An 18,376-nucleotide genomic window follows, 5' to 3' on the forward strand; every position below is an offset into this window, starting at 1 on the left:
GTTATTTTAATAGTAAAAGTAGAGTAGAACGTTAATTAAATTGAAAATTTTATATTTTTGCTTATTATATAAACTAGATAAAACTTTTTTAAGGGATAGATATGAAATTATCAATGAGATGGATATTTGATCATATAGATTTAGGATCATTAAAATTAGAAGATATAAATATAAAAGAATTAGTAGACTTATTTAGTTTAAACTCTGCTGAAATTGAATCTTTAGATTATGTAAATACAAGTCTAGATCGCCTTACGTTAGCTCAGGTTAAATCTATTGATAACATGCAAGCTATTTTATATAGTCCTGAGTTAAAAAAAGAGATAATTTTGCCTTTAGAAAAAGATATCTTACTCAACTCTGTTTATTTAATTAAGCAAGATCATCAAAATTTTTATAGAGCTACTTTAAAAGATTTAGGCTCAAGTAATACAACTTTGCTTCCAAATGTTTATGTGTCAGATGAGGATTTATCTGGTAATTGGAAAAAAGATTTTGAAGTGACTGATTATATTATAGAAGTTAGTAATACCACTATAACCAATAGGCCTGATATGTGGTCTCATAGAGGATTTGCAAGAGAATTTACTGTTCTGCTTAATAAGCAACTTTTGCCTGAAAATAAGATTTTGTCACAAAGAAATATTAAAAATTATAGCAATTTGCAAGTACTAAAGTCTAATGTAGAATCTGACAATCCATTTATTATAGAAATAGATTCAGGAAATTGTGCTTATGCATGCCGTAGATTTGCAGGACTTTACTTTAAAGAGATAGAAAATATACCCTCTTTATTAAATATGGCTACACGGCTTTTAAGAGTGAATGCAAAACCAATTAATATGATAGTAGATTTAACTAATTATGTTATGTTTGACTTAAGTCAACCTATGCATGCTTTTGATGCTAAAAAGATAGAAAGTAAGAGAATATTAGCTCGATGTGCTTGGGATGGTGAAAAAATTGAACTACTAGATAATAGCGAAGTTGCTTTAAATTCAAAAGATTATGTAATAACAGATGGAGAAGAACCTATAGCTCTTGCAGGTATTATGGGAGGAAGCTCTACTGCTGTTTCAGTTAAAACTGATTCTATTTTTCTTGAATCTGCTAATTTTGATCCAGTTACTATAAGACAAACGTCAACGCGTATTAAAAAAAGGACAGAAGCATCTTCAAGATTTGAAAAAAATTTAGATCCTAATCAAAATACTCAAGCTATTTTAAGGTTTTTAAAGTTACTTGATGATAATCATGTAAAGTATAAGGCTTCTGAATCTATAATATCTTTGGGCAATGAGTATGGTGAAAAAGTAATTAAAGTAGATTATAAATTTATATTAAATAAATTAGGCATTGAAGTATCAGTTGATAGAATTGAAGATATTTTAGTTAATTTAGATTTTGGTATAAAATTAGAAAAAGATATTAAAGATAATAGTATCTTTTTTATTATCACTGTTCCTACTTTTAGATCAAAAGATATTGCAATTAAAGAAGATATAGTTGAAGAGATAGCAAGATTTATAGGTTATGAAAATTTTGCGCCTAAATTACCGTTGAGAGCAACTTTGCCATTTGATATTTCTAACATAATGTCAATAAGAACGATTAAGAAGTATATGGCTTTCGGTATTAAAATGAATGAAGCGCAATCTTATTCATTTTTTGATGAAGAATTTTTAAAAGAGCTTAATTATGAACCTAAAGATTATTTAGAAATTCAAAATCCACAATCTCAGAATTATAAAAGACTAATTACTTCTCTAGTACCTAATTTATTTAAATGCATATCTACTAATATCGATAAGTTAAGTAACTTGAGATTTTTTGAGCTTAATAGGGTATGGTTTATCGATAATGAACATAATAACAAGCAAGCTGTCGAATTTTTAGAATTATCAGGAATATTTTATGATCATAAATCTCAAATTGATTTTTACGAGCATAAAGCTCTAATAAACTCTCTTTTTGATTTGCTTAATATTTCAATAGAGTGGAAAAAGCCTGATGCTGAATCTAATTTAGAACCTTGGTATGATATAAATAAAACTGCTCTACTTGTTTATAAAGATAGAATTATCGGACAAGCAGGTGTCGCTGATCAAATTTTTTTGAATAAATTTGTTCCAGGCTATGCTTTCATTTTTGAGTTAGACGCTAATTTTTTAACTAATATAAAAAATCAAATATATAAGTTTAAACCTCTTATTAAATATCCAGAAGTGCATTTTGATGTTAGCCTATTAATTAACCAAGAAGTTAATGTTGATAGCATTTTAAAAGTTATTAAAAATTCTAATAATAAAATACACGAAGTTGCTTTAATTGATATGTTCCATAAAGAAGAGTGGGGCAAAGAAAAATCTCTTACTTTTAGATTAACAATATATGATGAAAATAAGACTTTAGTTAAAGAGGAAATAGATGAAGTTACTTTTTCGGTTTTGAGCAATTTAAGAGCTTTAGGTGCACAAATAAGATGATTTTAGATAGTTATAAAAAATTTATGAGTCAAACAGCCTTGATTTTAGTTTATTCTATTTTAAGTTTATTGATTATATCTTTTGATAGAGTGACTAAATATTTTGCTTTATATTACTTAAAAGCAGGAAAATTTTTAAGTAATTTTATTGATTTAGATTTTGTTTTAAACCGTGGGATATCTTTTGGAATTTTTAACTCTGATAATAGCTTTATATTTTTCTTTATTACTTTATTAGTGTTTTTGATTACGGTATATTTATTAGTTTATACAGTAGATAGATTCAAAAATGGACATAAAATATTTGGTGAAATATTAGTTCTTTCAGGTTCGCTATCAAATATTGTTGATAGACTAATCTATGGAGGAGTTATAGATTTTATATCTATAAAGTACATATTGCCATTTACCTTTTTTAATATAGCAGATGTATCTATTTGTCTTGGTATTTTTATAATGTTCTTGCAGTTTTATAAATCAGAGATTTAAATAAATAATAAAGTGAAAGTGAATAATATATTTAAAAATTTAGCAACCATAGGTCCTGTTGGTTATTTAAAGGCGCCTGGGACATGCGGATCTCTAGTTGGACTTTTAGGTATATATATTTTGAGATTATTTAAGTTTAATATATATTTTGAGACTATATTAATATTATTTTTAATTATTTTATCGAATTTTATTATTCAATATGCTCTAAAAGAATTTAAATATAGTGTTAAATTTCAGGATCCCTCAGAAATAATATTAGACGAATTTATAGGTATATTAATTACTTTTTATAATTTAGATTTAAATTATAAAACTTTATTATTAGGATTTCTGCTGTTTAGGATTTTTGATATAAGTAAAACTTGTGGTATCTTTTATATAGAAAAATATTTTACCGGTTCTTGGGCAGTAATTCTGGATGATATAGGTGCTGCCATTTTATCAAATATTATTATAAGATTTATATTATTATGATAAATTATTTGAAAAAAATTATAGATTTTATTTGCTATATTTTTAAATTTATATTATCACCGCCGTTTTGTCTGTACTGTAGAAGTTATTTATATGATTATACGGTTTTATGTCAAGGATGTTCAAATTTAATTAAACCGATTTTATCTATAAAATTAAAAAATCCTGATATTGATGTTTATGCTATTTCAGATTATAAAGATCCTATAAAGCCTTTAATTTTAGCAAAAACTTACTCTGATAGAACAGCTAGCATAAGTTTAGCCTATCTTATATGGAGGTATACTATTTTAAGTAAATTAGAATTTGATTATTTGGTTCCTGTACCGCTTCATTTTATTAGAGAATCTATAAGGGGTTATAATCAAGCAGAAGTTATTGCAAAAGAACTTGCTTTTTTAAGTGGAAAAACTATGTTAAAATGTATAAAGCGGATTAAAAAGACAAAGTTACAATCAAGGCTTTCAAGTGTTGAGCGTCAGGATAATGTCAAAAATGTATTCCAGGCTCTAGATCTAAAAAATATCGATATAGAAGGAAAAACTTTTGTTTTAGTTGATGACCTAATAACTACAGGAGCTACCTTAAAAAATTGTGCTAAAGCATTATCCAAATTTAAGCCTAAAAAAATTTATGGCATTGTAGGTTGTAGAGTTTGCTCTTGATTTATTGCTATTGATGAAATATATTATCTTAAGGTGAACTCAACAGTTATGTAAACAAATATAAACAAATTATAAAGGATATCTATGAAATCATATACATTTAGTCGTTACTTTAATTTAAGTCTATTATTATCTTCTTTAATGATTCTTTCTGGTTGCGATTTTTTAAATAAAGATTGCAAATCTTGTAAACATCATGGTAACAGTCCTAAAAATGCTGAAACAGTCAATAATATTTCTAAATTAAATAATAAAGCCGAATTAACAGGCGAAGTATTTTTATCAGCAGAGGGAAAGCCATTAATTACTAAAGATAGTTTTGAAGAATTTTGGAATGTTTATGTTGAAGGCAATCCTCAAGCAGCTATGCTTGCTGGATTTTATCCAAATATTCGCTATGAATTATTTAGTAAAGTTTTAGTTCCTTTTGAGTTAGCAAAATTATATGCTGAAAAAGAAGGTAAATTAAATACAGTTGAATTTCAAAATAAATTAAAAAAACAATGCGAAGCTTTTGAAAAATCTTTAGCACTTGAAGTATTAAAAGAAGATGTTTTAAAAAATATAGATAGAAGTGATTCTGCTATTGAAAAATTCTATAAAGAAAATTACACAAAATCAGCAGCTTTCCAAAGACCTCCATTTGTCAAATCTCCTGCATCTACAGATGCTTTAGTTGTTGAATTTAAAACTGAGCAAGATGCTAATAATTTCTTTGACAAAGTACAAAAAGATGCGGCTCATTTCTCTAATTTAGCAAAAAATGATAAAAAAGAAGTGCAAGAATTAAAAGCAGTTACCATGGAAACACCAGATGTAGATGCTTCAGTTGCTATGAAATTAAATGAACTTAAGTCAAATGAAGTTGCAAAAATTGAATCGGGTAAAGATAAGTTCTTCGTAGTTAAAGTTACACGAAAAAATGAACCACAATATTTAAGCTATGTTGATGTTAAAAATAATCCTGAATTAAAAGAAGCGGTAGTTCAGATTCTTATACAAACTGATGCTCCAGAACTTATTAATAAGAAGTTAGATGAACTTAAAAATAAGTATAATGTTAAAGAAAATGCTCAATACTTTGAGAAAGAAGTAGCTAGTCGTCAATCAGAGTTGCAAGAAAAGCTTAAAGCGCTTCAAGCTCAAGAAGCTCAAGAACAAGCAGAACTTGAAGAGATTAAGCAACAACCGCAAGAAGCTTAAGAGTATTACTGAATTGAAAAAGGGGAGTTGTTAATTCAATTCCCTTTTTTTAGCAACTTTTAAAAATAATTTTAAATATTTAAGAGTATTTTTTATGAAATTTATTAAATCTAAACTATTTATCCTAACATTAATAATTCTTAATGCAATGGATATTCTATATGCTGAAACAACTTCAGAATCTTTGGATAGAATAATAGCTATAATTTATCATGCTGAAGGTTCTGATATAGTACTTGAATCTGATTTGAAATCGCCTTTTGATGGTACTAAATTACCTCAAGAAGAATTGATATTCAGAAAACTAGTAGAGATAGATGGAAAGATGTTAAATGCTACAGTTACTGATGAATCAGTAGATAGATATTTAGCACAAATTCAAAAGTCTCAAAATTTAACCCAAGAACAACTTTTAGAAGCCATAAAGCCCTTAACTCTTGAGAAATTTAAAGATGAGCTCAAAGTAAAATTAATGGTACAAAATGTCATTGATTATAGAGTGACTAGTAAAGTGGTGATAGATAAACAAGAAATAGAAAAATATTACCATCAAAATCCTGTTTATCAGGAAGCTAGTTATACTTTAACTAATGCTTTTGTTGGCTATGGAGACAGTTCTCCAACTATTAAAAAAATAAAATTACAAGAAGCAATAGAAATGGGCTTGATAGATGAATTTGTTAAATGGGATAGTCCTATAGAGCTTAAAGAAGATCAAATTGCTCAAGAGAAGGCCTTTATAAAAGATCTCAATGTTGGGTCTACTACTATTCTTGATGCTAATAATAATGGTTTATTTGTAATGCGCTTAATTGACAAAAAGCCTAAGAGATTATTAGATCTTAAAGAAAGAGAAGAAGAAATTTTGAATACTTTGCAACAAGAAAAATACATGAAAACTTTTCATGAGTACAAATGTAGATTAATGGGATTAGAAACCGAAAGTAATAGTATGGCATCTATGCCACGTATTGCTGTGGTTAAATATATAGATTAATAATAATATAAGCTTCTGATAGTTATTCTTAGTTATTTAAATAAGATAATTATTCAGAAGACTTATATTTTAAATTTGATATTATTTTTTTATTCTTCTTAACATTGGAAGACCTGTTCTTGAATTTTCCATTACTTCATATCCCTCTGGTAATTTATCAAGAACGCCTTCTCCTTTAGTTCCGGCAAAGTAGTATATTGTTTGTTTCAAGCCACTTTTAAGTTCAACATTTTTTGAATGTAAGTAGTAAGTTTTTCCGCTTTTGTTAGATTTAACGCTGTATGGCATAAATGCTCCTTAAATTGTAATTAGATTAAAATATTTTTTCTAGATATACTTCTAGAAATTTCAGTATATCATTTGGTTTAGCTGCTATAAAGTCTGGATTATGGTTTTTGAGCATTATATGTTCATTAAAACCCCAAGTTACTGCAATAATTTTTATTCCAGAAACTTTTGCAGCCTCTATATCTCTTACTTCATCCCCTATATATATAATATTCTCTTTTTCCAATTTATGTTTATTTAAAAATTTATTTATACTTTTATGTTTTGAAAAAATACCGCTATAGCTGTATATATGATCAAATCTATATTCTAAATTATAATTGATTAAAAATTTTTTGATATTAGAGGAGTTATTTGAACTTATTATATTGAGTTTAAAGCCTATATTGTTTAAATTATTAATTAACTCTATTATACCGTTAATTGGTTGTATATTATCTATGTTATTAAATAGCTCTTTAAGAACTTGTCTAATTAAAAGAGGTAATTTTAATAAAGAGAATTCATTCTTTTTTAATATACTTTTTATTGAGCTTGTTCTTATATCTTCTTGGGTTATATTAACATTACTATAACCATAATTATATGCTATTTTTTTAATTGTATCTACTAGTGCTGGTAATGTATCTGCTATGGTTCCATCAAAATCAAAAATTATTTGAGGTAAATTAGTATTTTTCATTATTATACTTTTTACTCTTTGTTATTTTCTTGATCATATAATTCTGTTTCTAAAATTAAAGCTTTTTCAACTAATTTCTCTTTATTCCTTTTATATTCTAGTTTATTATCAAAATAAGATTCTAGTAGTTTTTTAAGATCCATATCAACCTTTAATGATAATCTTTTCTGACGTAAGGCTTGTGCTCTTATTGGAAAAACTCCTACAATATACCAAGCTTTACTGCATGCTTGTTGAATTGCACTTAAATCTACTCTATCTTTTAGATTATTAGGTATATGGTATAATATTTTAATAATAGCATTAGCAATATTATAATCTAAAATTTTCTTTAAAATTTGTTCTGTCTGACTTTCTATTTCATTGAGATATACATCTATTTGTATGAATGCCCTTGTAGGTGTTTTAATAAACTCGTAAGTTGTACTTTGCTTATTATTGATTTTTACTAAGCAGAAACCTTTTTCTTCTTTTCTTTCTCCGAAATCTATTCTTTCTAATGATCCAGCATATATTATAGGAGGATTATTTTGAGGATTAAGATTTTGAAATCTATGAAGATGACCAAGCGCTACATAATCAAAAGGTTTTATTCCTAATTGTGATGGTAAAAATATAGGATCTGTACCATAAACAGCTTGTTTTTCAGAGCCTGAAAAAATACCAGAGGATACAGTTAAATGTCCTGTTAATACGGCCGGTAAATTAGGATCTAATTGTGATGCAAGTTCTTCAATAATTTTACTTACAGCTTTACTGATATAACTTGTTATATCGTTTTGATTAAGATTAATATGCTCATTATTTAGTGTTATGCTATTTCGTGTAGGCCATGGGATTCCTACTATTTGTACTAATCCGCTTTTAGTTTTAAGCATAACTATACGTGGTTTTGATATTATTTCAAACCCATCAAGTGGTATTTGGTTAAATATATCAAGAGCATGTGCTTTCCCAAAGCTTAAGGGATTATCATGGTTTCCTACAACCATAACTATGGGGATATTTGCTTTATGTAATTTTAGCATGCATTGCATAAATAATTTTTGGTGTGTAGGTGTAGGATTTGCAGTTTTATAAGCATCGCCAGCAAATAAAAAAAAGTCTACATTATGTTCAATTGCAGTATCAACACAAAAATTTAAAACTTTATAAAAATCTAAAAGTCTTGAATGTATACCGGTTTTTACATCTAGTCTACCGTAATTTTCTACACCAAAATGAATATCTGCTGTATGTATAAACTTAATCATTATTAGTTTTATTAATTCGTTTTGTTGAAAATATTTTTTATATAATTCTGTTTATTATCTACTAATTTCCATGTTTATACTAGGTTTTTACTAGATTATCATTTATTTTATTCAAAGTCTAAGACTTTAATTTACTTTTATTTGATATATTTTGTATTTATTAAAATTACTTAACACCTTTGACTACCATTTTATTTTTTATAAATAGTATTTAAAGATTTTACTATTACAAACTTTATTATTTTAGGAGCCAATTAGGTATGTTTATATATAATTCAAGAGTAAAAAATTTAAAAACAAATATATTTTTTATGCTTATAGTTTCAAATATCTATAGTCTTTCAATGAGATGTGAAAAACAAGAATTGCAATCTAAAATATCTCAATATAAAGTAATTCAACAAGAAGATGGAAGTTCTTGTGGGTATCATGCTCTTTATAATGGAATTACCATTGCAAAATCTTTGAAAAATCCTTCTTTTAAAGCCTTTCTTGATACGAATATTGGTAGAAGTAATTTTTTTGGTTCTTCAGATTCTAAATGGATGAAGCATATAATATTATCTAGAATAAGATTATTAGCAAGATATTATATTATCGATACTTTATTTAAAAGTTTAAAAAACATAGAAGTCATATCTCAACCGCAGGAGCATAGCTATAAGCTTAATTTAAGTAATAATTGGATAAAATTAAAACCTTTAGATCGTGGTCTAAATGACTTGGAAAGCCCAAGAAGAGATTTGTGTAATTTGATAGTTGATGTTTCTAATGATCTTGCTAACCGATTAATAGATTTAAAAGAAGAGAAATCTCTTTATAAAATTAAAATAGAAGATATGATAGAAGCCTTTAAGGCTCAATATTTAGCTAAAAAATATAAGAAAATTAATAAACTTATATCAAGAGCTATTGAACATTTTATTGATCTTCCTAATTTGTATTTTGAGATCGTTGGAGATTTGCTAATTAAGAACAATGACAAAAATGAATTCTATGTTGTAGATTGGTCAAATACTTCTAAACGAGATTTTACAAAATTAGATGAATCGCATCAAAATCTTACCAGTTTACAAAATGGACATTGGTTATCCAGTCAAGAAATAGAGTCTCTTATTGAATTAGAAAAAGAAGATATAACACTTAGTGATATAAATATTTTTTGTATTGAAAGGGATCTTGAACAACTTTTTGATGAAGATTCTGGACAAGAAGAGTTAAAAAATCTTCAAAGAAATTTTCAAGATATAGATTATTCTGGAACAGCTATATTTTTAATTTATAATTCGATGCATTGGGTAACCTGTGTTGTTACAAAAAATAGTAACCAATCTGCTAATTTTATTTTTGCTGATTCATTAGGTAGAGATTTCAAAAGTTATTCTAATCTAAAGACTTTAATCAGATTATTAATAAATAGTGATTTATTAGATACTAATCAAAGTTCTACAGAACCAATAGAGACTTATGATTCCGAAAATGTTAGCAAATTTTCAAATGAAGAGACTCAAAACGATTCCACTAATGAAAAAGAAGACATTGTTGATGATTTATTTTTACCTTTAAGCTTATTGTTTAATAAGCAGAACGATGAAGCTTGTTATTTGGGCAATATAGAAATACTTATAGAGGATTTGAAAGATAGGAAAGGATTTGATAAAAGTATATTAATTTCAGGACCTCCAAAAACCGGTAAATTCAGTTTAGCTTATGCTATAGCTAAATTGTCTAATTTACCGTTTATTATAACTGATGCTGCAACTCTTGTTGATTCTAAGATGTTTAATAAAAAAGATGAAAATAATAGTGAAAATATTAACACATCAACAATACAACCAATAGATATTTTACTTGAGCAAATTAAAGATAAATTGCCCGCAGTAATGTTTATTCATTTGCTTGATAAATTACTTTTAGATGCTGATTCCAAAGATTCTAAAAGATTGCTTATAAATTTTATTTTAGAAAAATTAATAGATTATAAGAGAAATAACAAAGTAATGTTTATAATCAGTTCTTATGTTGCTTATGATAAATATCCAGAAAATATAAAATTTATAGAATCAAATCCTATTGTCGTAAAATTTGACTTACCTGATTATAATAAGCGAAGGAGTATTATACTATATTATACTGTTAATTATATAAAAAAGACGGAAGATTTTTTAAATAGAAATGCGAATATAAGCAATAAAAAAATATTTGCTTCTGGGATAAAAAAAATGGATATTAGTGATTTGTCTAGTATGACAAAAGGTTTTTCTGCATATGAAATAAAAGAATTTATAAGAAAATCTTATAAAGCAATAGAAAAAGGTATAGAAAATAAAAGTATTTCAACCATTTATTTTTGGTGGAAGAGTCGTGATCTAAGTAACAGAATAATGGATACTTTACTTGTGAAATATAATCCATTAGCATTTCCTATGGCCAAGATATCAAGAGGATTACTGAATAATGAGGATGAGAGAGTTTTTATAAATAATTTATTTTATTATTGGGATATTCAACGTAATGAGCTTGAGGAAAGAGAAAAACTTAGAAAGAATTTTGAGTATCGAAGTATGGCTTCATATATTAAGGAGTTTTGTAAAGAAACTGAAAATGTGCAGCTTGCAAAAGATATTTTTATATATACTTTTGATTCAAAAGTCAGTCAAGCAATTTTATATATGATTACCGAAGGCGCATTAGGTGGAGTTGCTGAGGGAGTTAAAGTTATAGCTAAATACGGAACAAAAAAAGTTTTTGAGCGTTTTATTCCAGCAGAAGATTTTAAGCAACTTAAAGATTTATAAAATATTTATATAATCATCTTAATTGATAACAAGCAGGATAAAAAATTATAGTTAATTTTTTATCCTGCTTGTTAAAATTAAAAATTTAATTTAATTTTAATATTGCAATAACATCTAAGGAATCAATATATTTTTGTTTTTCAGTTCTATAGTTTTGATAAAATTCTGTGTTTTTTTCTTTTCCTATAGAGTCTAATTTTTTATAGGCCCAAATAGTGGCTGCTAAATATGCTATAGCCGTTGGCTTTTCTAATCCTTGATCCCAATCAAAAACTTTGGTAAAAAAACTATTTAGTATAAAAAAAAGCACAGGTATATTAGATATTAGGGGAATAAATTTTATTAGATGATAAATAGTGCCATCTGGAATTACTATATCTTCTTTAGGCACAATTAAGTTAATATTTATTTCTTTTTCTCTATTTTGAGCAATAGAGATTGCAAGGGATAATAATACTTCTTTGTCTTTATCTGTTAATTTAATATTATTTAATGCTTGTTTAAGCAGTTTGGGTCTGCTAATTTTAATTGCATTTTTAATTATATCGATTTGTGAGTCATCATAAGCATAAATATTGAGATTTGATATTAATGCAATTGTTAATGCAATAATTGATATTATTTTTTTCATAAAGAGCACTCCTTAATAATTTGATAAAATAGTTTTATATGATATTACAGATTTTATTCAAAGTCTAAAACTTTAATTTACTTTCGTTTGATATATTTTGAATTTATTAAAGTTACTTAATAGCTTTGACTACCATTTGATTTTTTATAAATAGTATTTAAAGTTTTTATTATTATTAAAAGCTTTATTATTTTTAGGAGCCAATTAGGTATGTTTATATATAATTCAAGAATAAAAAATTTAAAAACAAATATATTTTTTATGATTATAGTTTCAAATTTCTATAGTCTCTCGATGAGATGTGAAAAACAGGAATCACAGTCTCAAAAATCTCAGTCTAAAATATCTCAATATAAAGTGCTTCAGCAAGAAGATGGAAGCTCTTGTGGTTATCATGCTCTTTATAATGCAATTACCATTGCAAAATCTTTGAAAAATCCTTCTTTTAAAGCATTTCTTGATACTGATATTGGTAGAAGTAATTATTTTGGTTCTTCAAATTCTAAATGGGAGCGGCATATTATAGAAAAAAGAGTAAATTTATTGGCTCAAAATTATATTAGAGATTGTTTATTAAAAAAATTAAAAAATATAGAAATTTTAACTAAAAAACCAGATTCTGATTGTTATGAGCTTAATTTAAGTTCTTTATGGGTTAAATTAAATATTAATGATTTAAATGCATTAGCAACGATAAAAGCATTTGGTAATATGATTACTAATGTATCGAAAATTGTTGTAGAAAGTTCAATTGTTGAGCAAGAAGATAAACGCATTTGCAGAATATCTTCTGAGTATTTAAGAGAAATTTTTAGACAGGAGTGCATAAGAAGAAATATTAAAATAGATAATTTTGACGAATTATTTCTAGAGATATTTAATTTTACCGAGCCTTTTGATTTAGAATTTGAAATAGTTTCTGATTCTAAAATTGTAGATCTTAATAATGGTGGAATTTATACTGTAAATTGGATGACCTCTTCAGATAAAAGATTTAATAAGGTAGATAGTGAAAATCAAATTTTTACAACTATAAATCCTGGTCATTGGCTTTCCAGTCAAGAGTTAGAATCTCTTGTTGATTTAGAAAAAGAAGATACAGAACTTATTGGTTTAGAAATTTTTTGCCTTGATAGAGATATTGAGCAACTTTTTAATCAAAATACTGGTGAAGAATTATTGATTAATACTCAAAGAAATTTTCAAGATATAAATTATTCAGGGACAGCAGTATTTCTAATTTATGATTCGAGGCATTGGATAACGTGTGTTATTACAAAAGATGCGGGTGAATATGCTAACTTTATTTTTGCTGATTCGTTAGGGAATAATTATAAATCTTATGTTCGTGCAAGAACCTTGATTAGATTGTTAACAAATACTGATATTGAAGACAAAAATGATTTATGCCTTAATGAGAGTGAAACGGAAACTAAGTCTATTGAAAGCGAATCAGATTCTGCTTTTGATATTATAGAAAATTTGGTGTCGGTTTATTGTGATAGTATGGCTAGATTATATATACCTTTAGTGTTTTTATTTGATGAGTATACTGATGAGAAGGTTCATCTTATGAAAACTGACTTGTTTATAGAGGATTTAAAAGAAGGTAGAAATTTTGATAAAAGTATATTAATTTCAGGTCCGCCTAAAACAGGAAAATTCAGTTTAGCTTATTCTATAGCTGTTGAAGCACAATTATTATTTGTCCCAATTGCAGCAACTAGTCTTGTTGATGCTACACTGTTTAATAAGAAAGACGAAAATAATAGAGAAGATACTGATTATGGAAGTATTAATATACAACCAATAGATATATTTTTTTATATTACTCAAAAATATAAATCACCTATGGTAATTTTTATTCATTTGCTTGATAAGTTACTTTTAAAAGCAGATTCTAAAGAATCTAAAAAATTACTTATTAATTATCTGTTGAACAAATTAATAGAGTATAAGAAAAAAAATAAGGTTTTATTTATAATTAGTTCTTATATTCCTTTTGAAAAGTATCCAGAAAATATAAATTTTATAGGATTATGCCCTGATACGATAAAACTTGAACTACCTGATTATAATAAGCGCTTGAAAATTATGATATATTATTTTAATGATGATAAAAATAGGTTATTTGAAGATGAAGAAAAGAATATACAGGCTAAAAAGGTATCAGAATTCTTAAAAATAATTAGGAGTGAAGATATTCGAAATTTAGCTAGTATGATGAGAGGGCTTTCTTGTGCTGATATAAAAGAATTTATAAGACTTGCCTGTTTTGCAAAGATAAAAGGTAAAAAATATGAAAACAGCATTTCTAGTTTCCAATTTTGGTGGAATAGTCAAGATTTTAAAGGACGTACATTTGAAACAATTCTGACAAAGTATAATCCTTTAGCCTTTCCTATAAATAAAGTATCTGGTTTGTTTGAAAATTATGATAAAGAATTTACAAATACTTTGTATAGTTGTTGGCTTATTAAGTCTAATGAAATTAAAGAAAGAAATAAATTAGATGAAAATTTTTCCTATCAAAGTAATGCTTCCTATATTACGCAATGTTGTAAGGAATCGGAAAATGTTCAGCTTGTAAAGCAGTGTTTTATATATGTTAGTGAGACTAAAATTGGTCAAGCAGTATCGGAGGGAATTGCCGAAGAAGTAAAAGATGTTTCTAAGCTCATTACTAAAAAAGTGTTTGAAAAAACTGCTACAGTTACACTTCAGGTTGGAACAGGTGTGTATAAAATTTGTTGTATGTTTGTTCCGAAATTTAAAAAGTAATTTAAATTTAAGATATTTTTCAATAGATTATAAAAGATCTAAAAATATTGTGTTAAATTAAATACTTATATAATAAGTAATAAAGATAGAATATATTATTGAATAATATATTCTATCTTTATTACTTATTATATTAATTCAATTTTAATGTTGTAATAATATCTAAAGAGTCAATATATTTTTGTTCTTCTGTCCTATATTTTTGAAGAAATTCTTTATCTGCCTTATCTGCTATAGAATATAATTTTACATATCCCAAAAGTACGCCTATTATTGTTGCTATAATTGATGGCTTCTTTAAAGAGCTATAACGGTAACAAGGAAAATCATCTGCTATAAAATGAAATAATGCAGCAGCAGGAATAAGTCCTAGGCCGAGCAATCTATATAAAATTCCATCGGATATAGGTCTTTCTTTAGGATTAATTAATTGAATATTCATTTCATTTTCTCTAGCATTGGAAATAGAAATAGCCATAGACAATAAAGCATTTTTATCTTTTTCTGTTAATTGAATATTATCTAGTACTTCTTTGAGAATTTTAGGTCTACTATCTTTAATTGCATTTTTAATTATATCGATTTGTGAGTTATCATAAGCATAAATATTGAGATTTGCTATTAATGCAATTGTTAATGAAATAGTTGATATTATTTTTTTCATAAAGAGTGCTCCTTAATAATTTGTGAAAATAGTTTTTCTTATAATATTACAAGATAATTTTATTAATGTCATAAGCTTATAGTCTTGATATTGTTATTCTTCTTTAACTTAGCCTATTAATCTTAAAATCGGTAATAGGACTTTGGAAAAAATTTTGCACAAAGGTATATATTAAGTTATAATTTAAAATATATAGCTGTAGTAAAATCTAATTTTATTTTTTAACACCTCTTTTAAAAATTTATAATTTATTTATGATTAATAAAGTTACAAAGAAATAAAGAAAATTTTATAAAATTTTTATTTAAATTATTGGAGAGATGGCTGAGTGGCTGAAAGCGGCCGCCTCGAAAGCGGTTATTCCGGCTTTAACTGGAATCGAGGGTTCAAATCCCTCTCTCTCCACCAGAAATTAATCAAATTAACCAATATTAATTAAGGCTGTACTATTATGAAGCATTTAAGTCTATATTTTATTTTAAGCTTTTGTTTTTACAATATGTTAAATGGAATGATCTATGATAATAGATATTTCCCTCTTTATTTAAAGCCTTTTGAGAGAAAGCCATGTAGTTTTGGTCATATTCAAGTACAACCGTTTTTTATGAGAGCCGATTCAGCGCAAGGAGAACTTGAGCATATACCAATACCTGACATAAATGGTACTTATGATTTAGTACAGGTTATTAATTCTTTATTAAAAGTAGGAACTTTAGAAGAAAATCCTTTAAGATCTGATTTACAAGGTATTAGTACTCTGCCATTTAAAAGAGAAGGTCGAATTGACAGTCAAGGGATAGCTTTTTTTTATGAAGTTCCTCTATGGTACAATTTTGCATTAGGAACTTCCTTTTTATTCATGCATGTTAATTCTCGTGTTGAATTTTGCCTTGATAGAAGTTGTTTAGAAGTAGGAAATGGAGATAGACAATATTTATTTGATCTTAATGGTAAATTAGATCAAGTTCTTGGTGTGACTCCGCCTATATATAATCAAACTGTATTTGGAGATACTGATTTATATCTAAGATGGTCATGTTCCTTTCCTTACTTTTTTAAATTTAGAGATGTAGGGCTTGCTTTTAAATTAGGAACCATAATTCCAAGTTCACCTATAACTCCTTATAATAATCCAGCAGCAGTTCCAGTTGGAGGTCAAAAACATTGGGGTGTGTATTTAGATTTAGAAAATAGATATGAAATTAAAGAAGATTGGTTTGTAGGACTTATGTTTAGAGCAATTAAGAGGTTGCCAAGAACCTCTCAAGGACACTTTCCAGTACTTTTTGAGCCATATAATTATGGAGCTTTAATTGGTGAAAATGATATTAATCCAGGTTGGACTTTTGTATTTAATCCTTCGGTTAGACTTGACGGTTTAAGAGATGGTTTTGGATTAACAGCTTTATATACTTTAGTTTCTCATTTACAAAATATTGTAAATATTTCAGCAGTACAAGGTACTCAATGTAATACAGTAAATACTCAAGACATTGCATTAAATCTAGAAAATCAAAGTTTTAGATCTTCTTGGGGTATGGAATATGTAACTTTAGGAGCATATTATGATTTCTCTAAAACCAGAGACTATGGTAAGTTATTGCCTATGATCTCTTTTTACTGGGATGTTCCTGTAGATTGGCTTGTTAGTAAACGATCAGCACGTACTAATGCTATGTCGTTTACGGTTGATTTTTAGTAAGTTTATTATTGTCTGGTTGGTAATTGTGAGTGTATTGATGGGTATTTTAAGATAAAATAATAAAAATTTAATAACTAAAACTTTATATGAAAAAATTGCAAAATATACATGGTAGAGAGCATGGTATAGACCTTAAAAAGGTCTATGGACAACATTTTTTACGAGAACAAGATGTAGTCGATAATATGTTAAATGCTGTTACTTTAGACGAAAATAGTTCTGTTTTTGAAATTGGATGCGGTGATGGTTTCTTAACCAAATCGATTTTGGAAAAATCTATTGCAAGATTATGGATCTTTGAAATCGACAAATCTTGGGCAGATTATGTCTTAGAAAAGTATAAAGATAGCCGTATGACTATGATTAATTCTGATATATTAGATATAAAATTTGATATATTTAATGAATATAAACCCTGGACTCTTCTTGCTAATCTGCCTTACCAAATTACATTTCCTTTAATTTATAAATTAATAGAATACAATAAGATTTTAGGTAATCTATTAAAAGAAGGAGTTGTAATGGTACAAGAAGAAGTCGCACAGAAGATTGTACAAGAAGGTGGCCGAGGATATGGTTTTAATTCCCTTTACTTGCAACATTTTTTTGACTGGAAATTACTTGATAAAATAGCACCAACAGCCTTCTATCCACCTCCTAGAATCTATTCACGACTTTTATATTTTAAACCTAAAAAGAATATAGAAAATATACCTGATGAAAAAGGATTTTGGATATTTATTCAGCGCTCTTTTTCTCAACCTAGACGTAATTTGAAGAATAATTTAAAACCTTTTCATTATAATTTAGAGAATGTTTCTGAAGAAACGCTAAATCTACGTGGCCAGCAGATGAACAAAGAAGAACTTGTGTCTTTATGGAATCTAATAAGAATTTAAAATCTATTATAAAAATTAAAAGAAAAACATAAATATAAATTTATGTTTTTCTTTTTCTCAAAGAACTTATAATATTATCTAAAAATTATATTTATTATTCTTCATTATAAAAGTTTCTATTGTGTCTGGATCTAGGATTGTCAGATCTTCTGTTGTCTCTATTTCCTCTATTTTGTCTTCTATCATTTTCTTCAGATCTACGTTGATGAGACCTGGGATTATGGCCTTCGCTTTCCCCTCCATTATATCCATAATGCTCTGACAAGATTATGTTTGAAGATAATAATAATGTACTCATGGTTAATATAATTCTTAATGATTTCATATTTCCTCCTTTTTATTATCGTTTTTTTATTTAAATT

16 protein-coding genes and 1 tRNA gene are annotated in these 18,376 nt (G+C 26.6%); 11 read left to right on the forward strand and 6 right to left on the reverse strand.

Annotated features, from left to right (window positions below):
• Positions 1-101 precede the first annotated feature (101 nt).
• From pheT to BABL1_RS04395, 6 genes are all read left to right on the forward strand, one after another.
• Positions 102-2,486 carry a phenylalanine--tRNA ligase subunit beta gene (gene pheT, locus BABL1_RS04370; RefSeq protein WP_023792897.1) on the forward strand — a complete coding sequence of 795 codons (2,385 nt, stop codon included), beginning with the start codon at positions 102-104 and terminating at the stop codon, positions 2,484-2,486.
• Positions 2,483-2,974 (forward strand): signal peptidase II, encoded by a 492-nt coding sequence (gene lspA, locus BABL1_RS04375; protein WP_023792900.1) that lies wholly within the window; start codon positions 2,483-2,485, stop codon positions 2,972-2,974. The genes pheT and lspA overlap by 4 nt, the downstream gene beginning before the upstream one ends.
• Before the next feature lie 18 nt (positions 2,975-2,992).
• Positions 2,993-3,451 carry a phosphatidylglycerophosphatase A family protein gene (locus tag BABL1_RS04380; RefSeq protein WP_023792903.1) on the forward strand — a complete coding sequence of 153 codons (459 nt, stop codon included), beginning with the start codon at positions 2,993-2,995 and terminating at the stop codon, positions 3,449-3,451.
• Positions 3,452-3,459: 8 nt separating this feature from the next.
• Positions 3,460-4,116 (forward strand): ComF family protein, encoded by a 657-nt coding sequence (locus tag BABL1_RS05295; RefSeq protein ID WP_171814739.1) that lies wholly within the window; start codon positions 3,460-3,462, stop codon positions 4,114-4,116.
• A gap of 84 nt (positions 4,117-4,200) precedes the next feature.
• Complete coding sequence (locus BABL1_RS04390; protein WP_023792908.1) at positions 4,201-5,319, forward strand: peptidyl-prolyl cis-trans isomerase; 1,119 nt, start codon at positions 4,201-4,203, stop codon at positions 5,317-5,319.
• Between the two features lie 94 nt (positions 5,320-5,413).
• The gene (locus BABL1_RS04395) at positions 5,414-6,316 is read left to right on the forward strand and encodes a peptidylprolyl isomerase (RefSeq protein ID WP_023792910.1); all 903 of its coding nucleotides are present in this window, start codon (positions 5,414-5,416) and stop codon (positions 6,314-6,316) included.
• An 81-nt stretch (positions 6,317-6,397) separates the two neighbouring features.
• On the opposite strand, the gene BABL1_RS04400 is transcribed toward BABL1_RS04395, so the two are convergent.
• The 3 genes from BABL1_RS04400 to BABL1_RS04410 are packed head-to-tail and all read right to left on the reverse strand — an operon-like array spanning position 6,398 to position 8,539.
• The gene (locus BABL1_RS04400; RefSeq protein ID WP_023792913.1) at positions 6,398-6,604 is read right to left on the reverse strand and encodes a hypothetical protein; all 207 of its coding nucleotides are present in this window, start codon (positions 6,602-6,604) and stop codon (positions 6,398-6,400) included.
• A gap of 25 nt (positions 6,605-6,629) precedes the next feature.
• Positions 6,630-7,286, reverse strand: coding sequence for an HAD-IA family hydrolase (locus BABL1_RS04405; RefSeq protein WP_023792915.1), 657 nt, complete (start codon positions 7,284-7,286; stop codon positions 6,630-6,632).
• An 11-nt stretch (positions 7,287-7,297) separates the two neighbouring features.
• Positions 7,298-8,539: a metallophosphoesterase family protein gene (locus BABL1_RS04410; protein WP_023792918.1), complete on the reverse strand. Its 1,242-nt coding sequence runs from the start codon at positions 8,537-8,539 to the stop codon at positions 7,298-7,300.
• Positions 8,540-8,799: 260 nt separating this feature from the next.
• Between BABL1_RS04410 and BABL1_RS04415 the strand changes: the two genes are divergently transcribed.
• Positions 8,800-11,337, forward strand: coding sequence for an AAA family ATPase (locus BABL1_RS04415; RefSeq protein ID WP_023792920.1), 2,538 nt, complete (start codon positions 8,800-8,802; stop codon positions 11,335-11,337).
• An 85-nt stretch (positions 11,338-11,422) separates the two neighbouring features.
• Here BABL1_RS04415 and BABL1_RS04420 read toward each other — a convergent pair whose 3' ends face one another.
• Positions 11,423-11,968 carry a hypothetical protein gene (locus BABL1_RS04420; protein WP_023792923.1) on the reverse strand — a complete coding sequence of 182 codons (546 nt, stop codon included), beginning with the start codon at positions 11,966-11,968 and terminating at the stop codon, positions 11,423-11,425.
• 210 nt (positions 11,969-12,178) lie between these two features.
• Between BABL1_RS04420 and BABL1_RS04425 the strand changes: the two genes are divergently transcribed.
• Entirely contained in the window at positions 12,179-14,749 is a 2,571-nt protein-coding gene (locus BABL1_RS04425; RefSeq protein ID WP_023792925.1) for an AAA family ATPase, read from the forward strand.
• 133 nt (positions 14,750-14,882) lie between these two features.
• Here the strand turns inward: BABL1_RS04425 and BABL1_RS04430 are convergent, their stop codons facing one another.
• Positions 14,883-15,413, reverse strand: a complete 531-nt coding sequence (locus BABL1_RS04430) for a hypothetical protein (RefSeq protein ID WP_023792927.1) — start codon at positions 15,411-15,413, stop codon at positions 14,883-14,885.
• Positions 15,414-15,727: 314 nt separating this feature from the next.
• On the opposite strand from BABL1_RS04430, the gene BABL1_RS04435 reads away from it, so the two are divergent.
• From BABL1_RS04435 to rsmA, 3 genes are all read left to right on the forward strand, one after another.
• Positions 15,728-15,821 (forward strand) — tRNA-Ser (locus BABL1_RS04435).
• Positions 15,822-15,864: 43 nt separating this feature from the next.
• On the forward strand, positions 15,865-17,112 hold the full coding sequence (locus BABL1_RS04440; RefSeq protein ID WP_023792929.1) for a hypothetical protein: 1,248 nt from the start codon (positions 15,865-15,867) through the stop codon (positions 17,110-17,112).
• 89 nt (positions 17,113-17,201) lie between these two features.
• Positions 17,202-18,014: a 16S rRNA (adenine(1518)-N(6)/adenine(1519)-N(6))-dimethyltransferase RsmA gene (rsmA, locus tag BABL1_RS04445; protein ID WP_023792932.1), complete on the forward strand. Its 813-nt coding sequence runs from the start codon at positions 17,202-17,204 to the stop codon at positions 18,012-18,014.
• A 94-nt stretch (positions 18,015-18,108) separates the two neighbouring features.
• Here the strand turns inward: rsmA and BABL1_RS04450 are convergent, their stop codons facing one another.
• The gene (locus BABL1_RS04450) at positions 18,109-18,339 is read right to left on the reverse strand and encodes a hypothetical protein (RefSeq protein ID WP_023792934.1); all 231 of its coding nucleotides are present in this window, start codon (positions 18,337-18,339) and stop codon (positions 18,109-18,111) included.
• Positions 18,340-18,376: the final 37 nt, after the last annotated feature.

The organism is Candidatus Babela massiliensis, from assembly GCF_000513475.1.
Classification (GTDB): Bacteria; Babelota; Babeliae; order Babelales; family Babelaceae; genus Babela; species Babela massiliensis.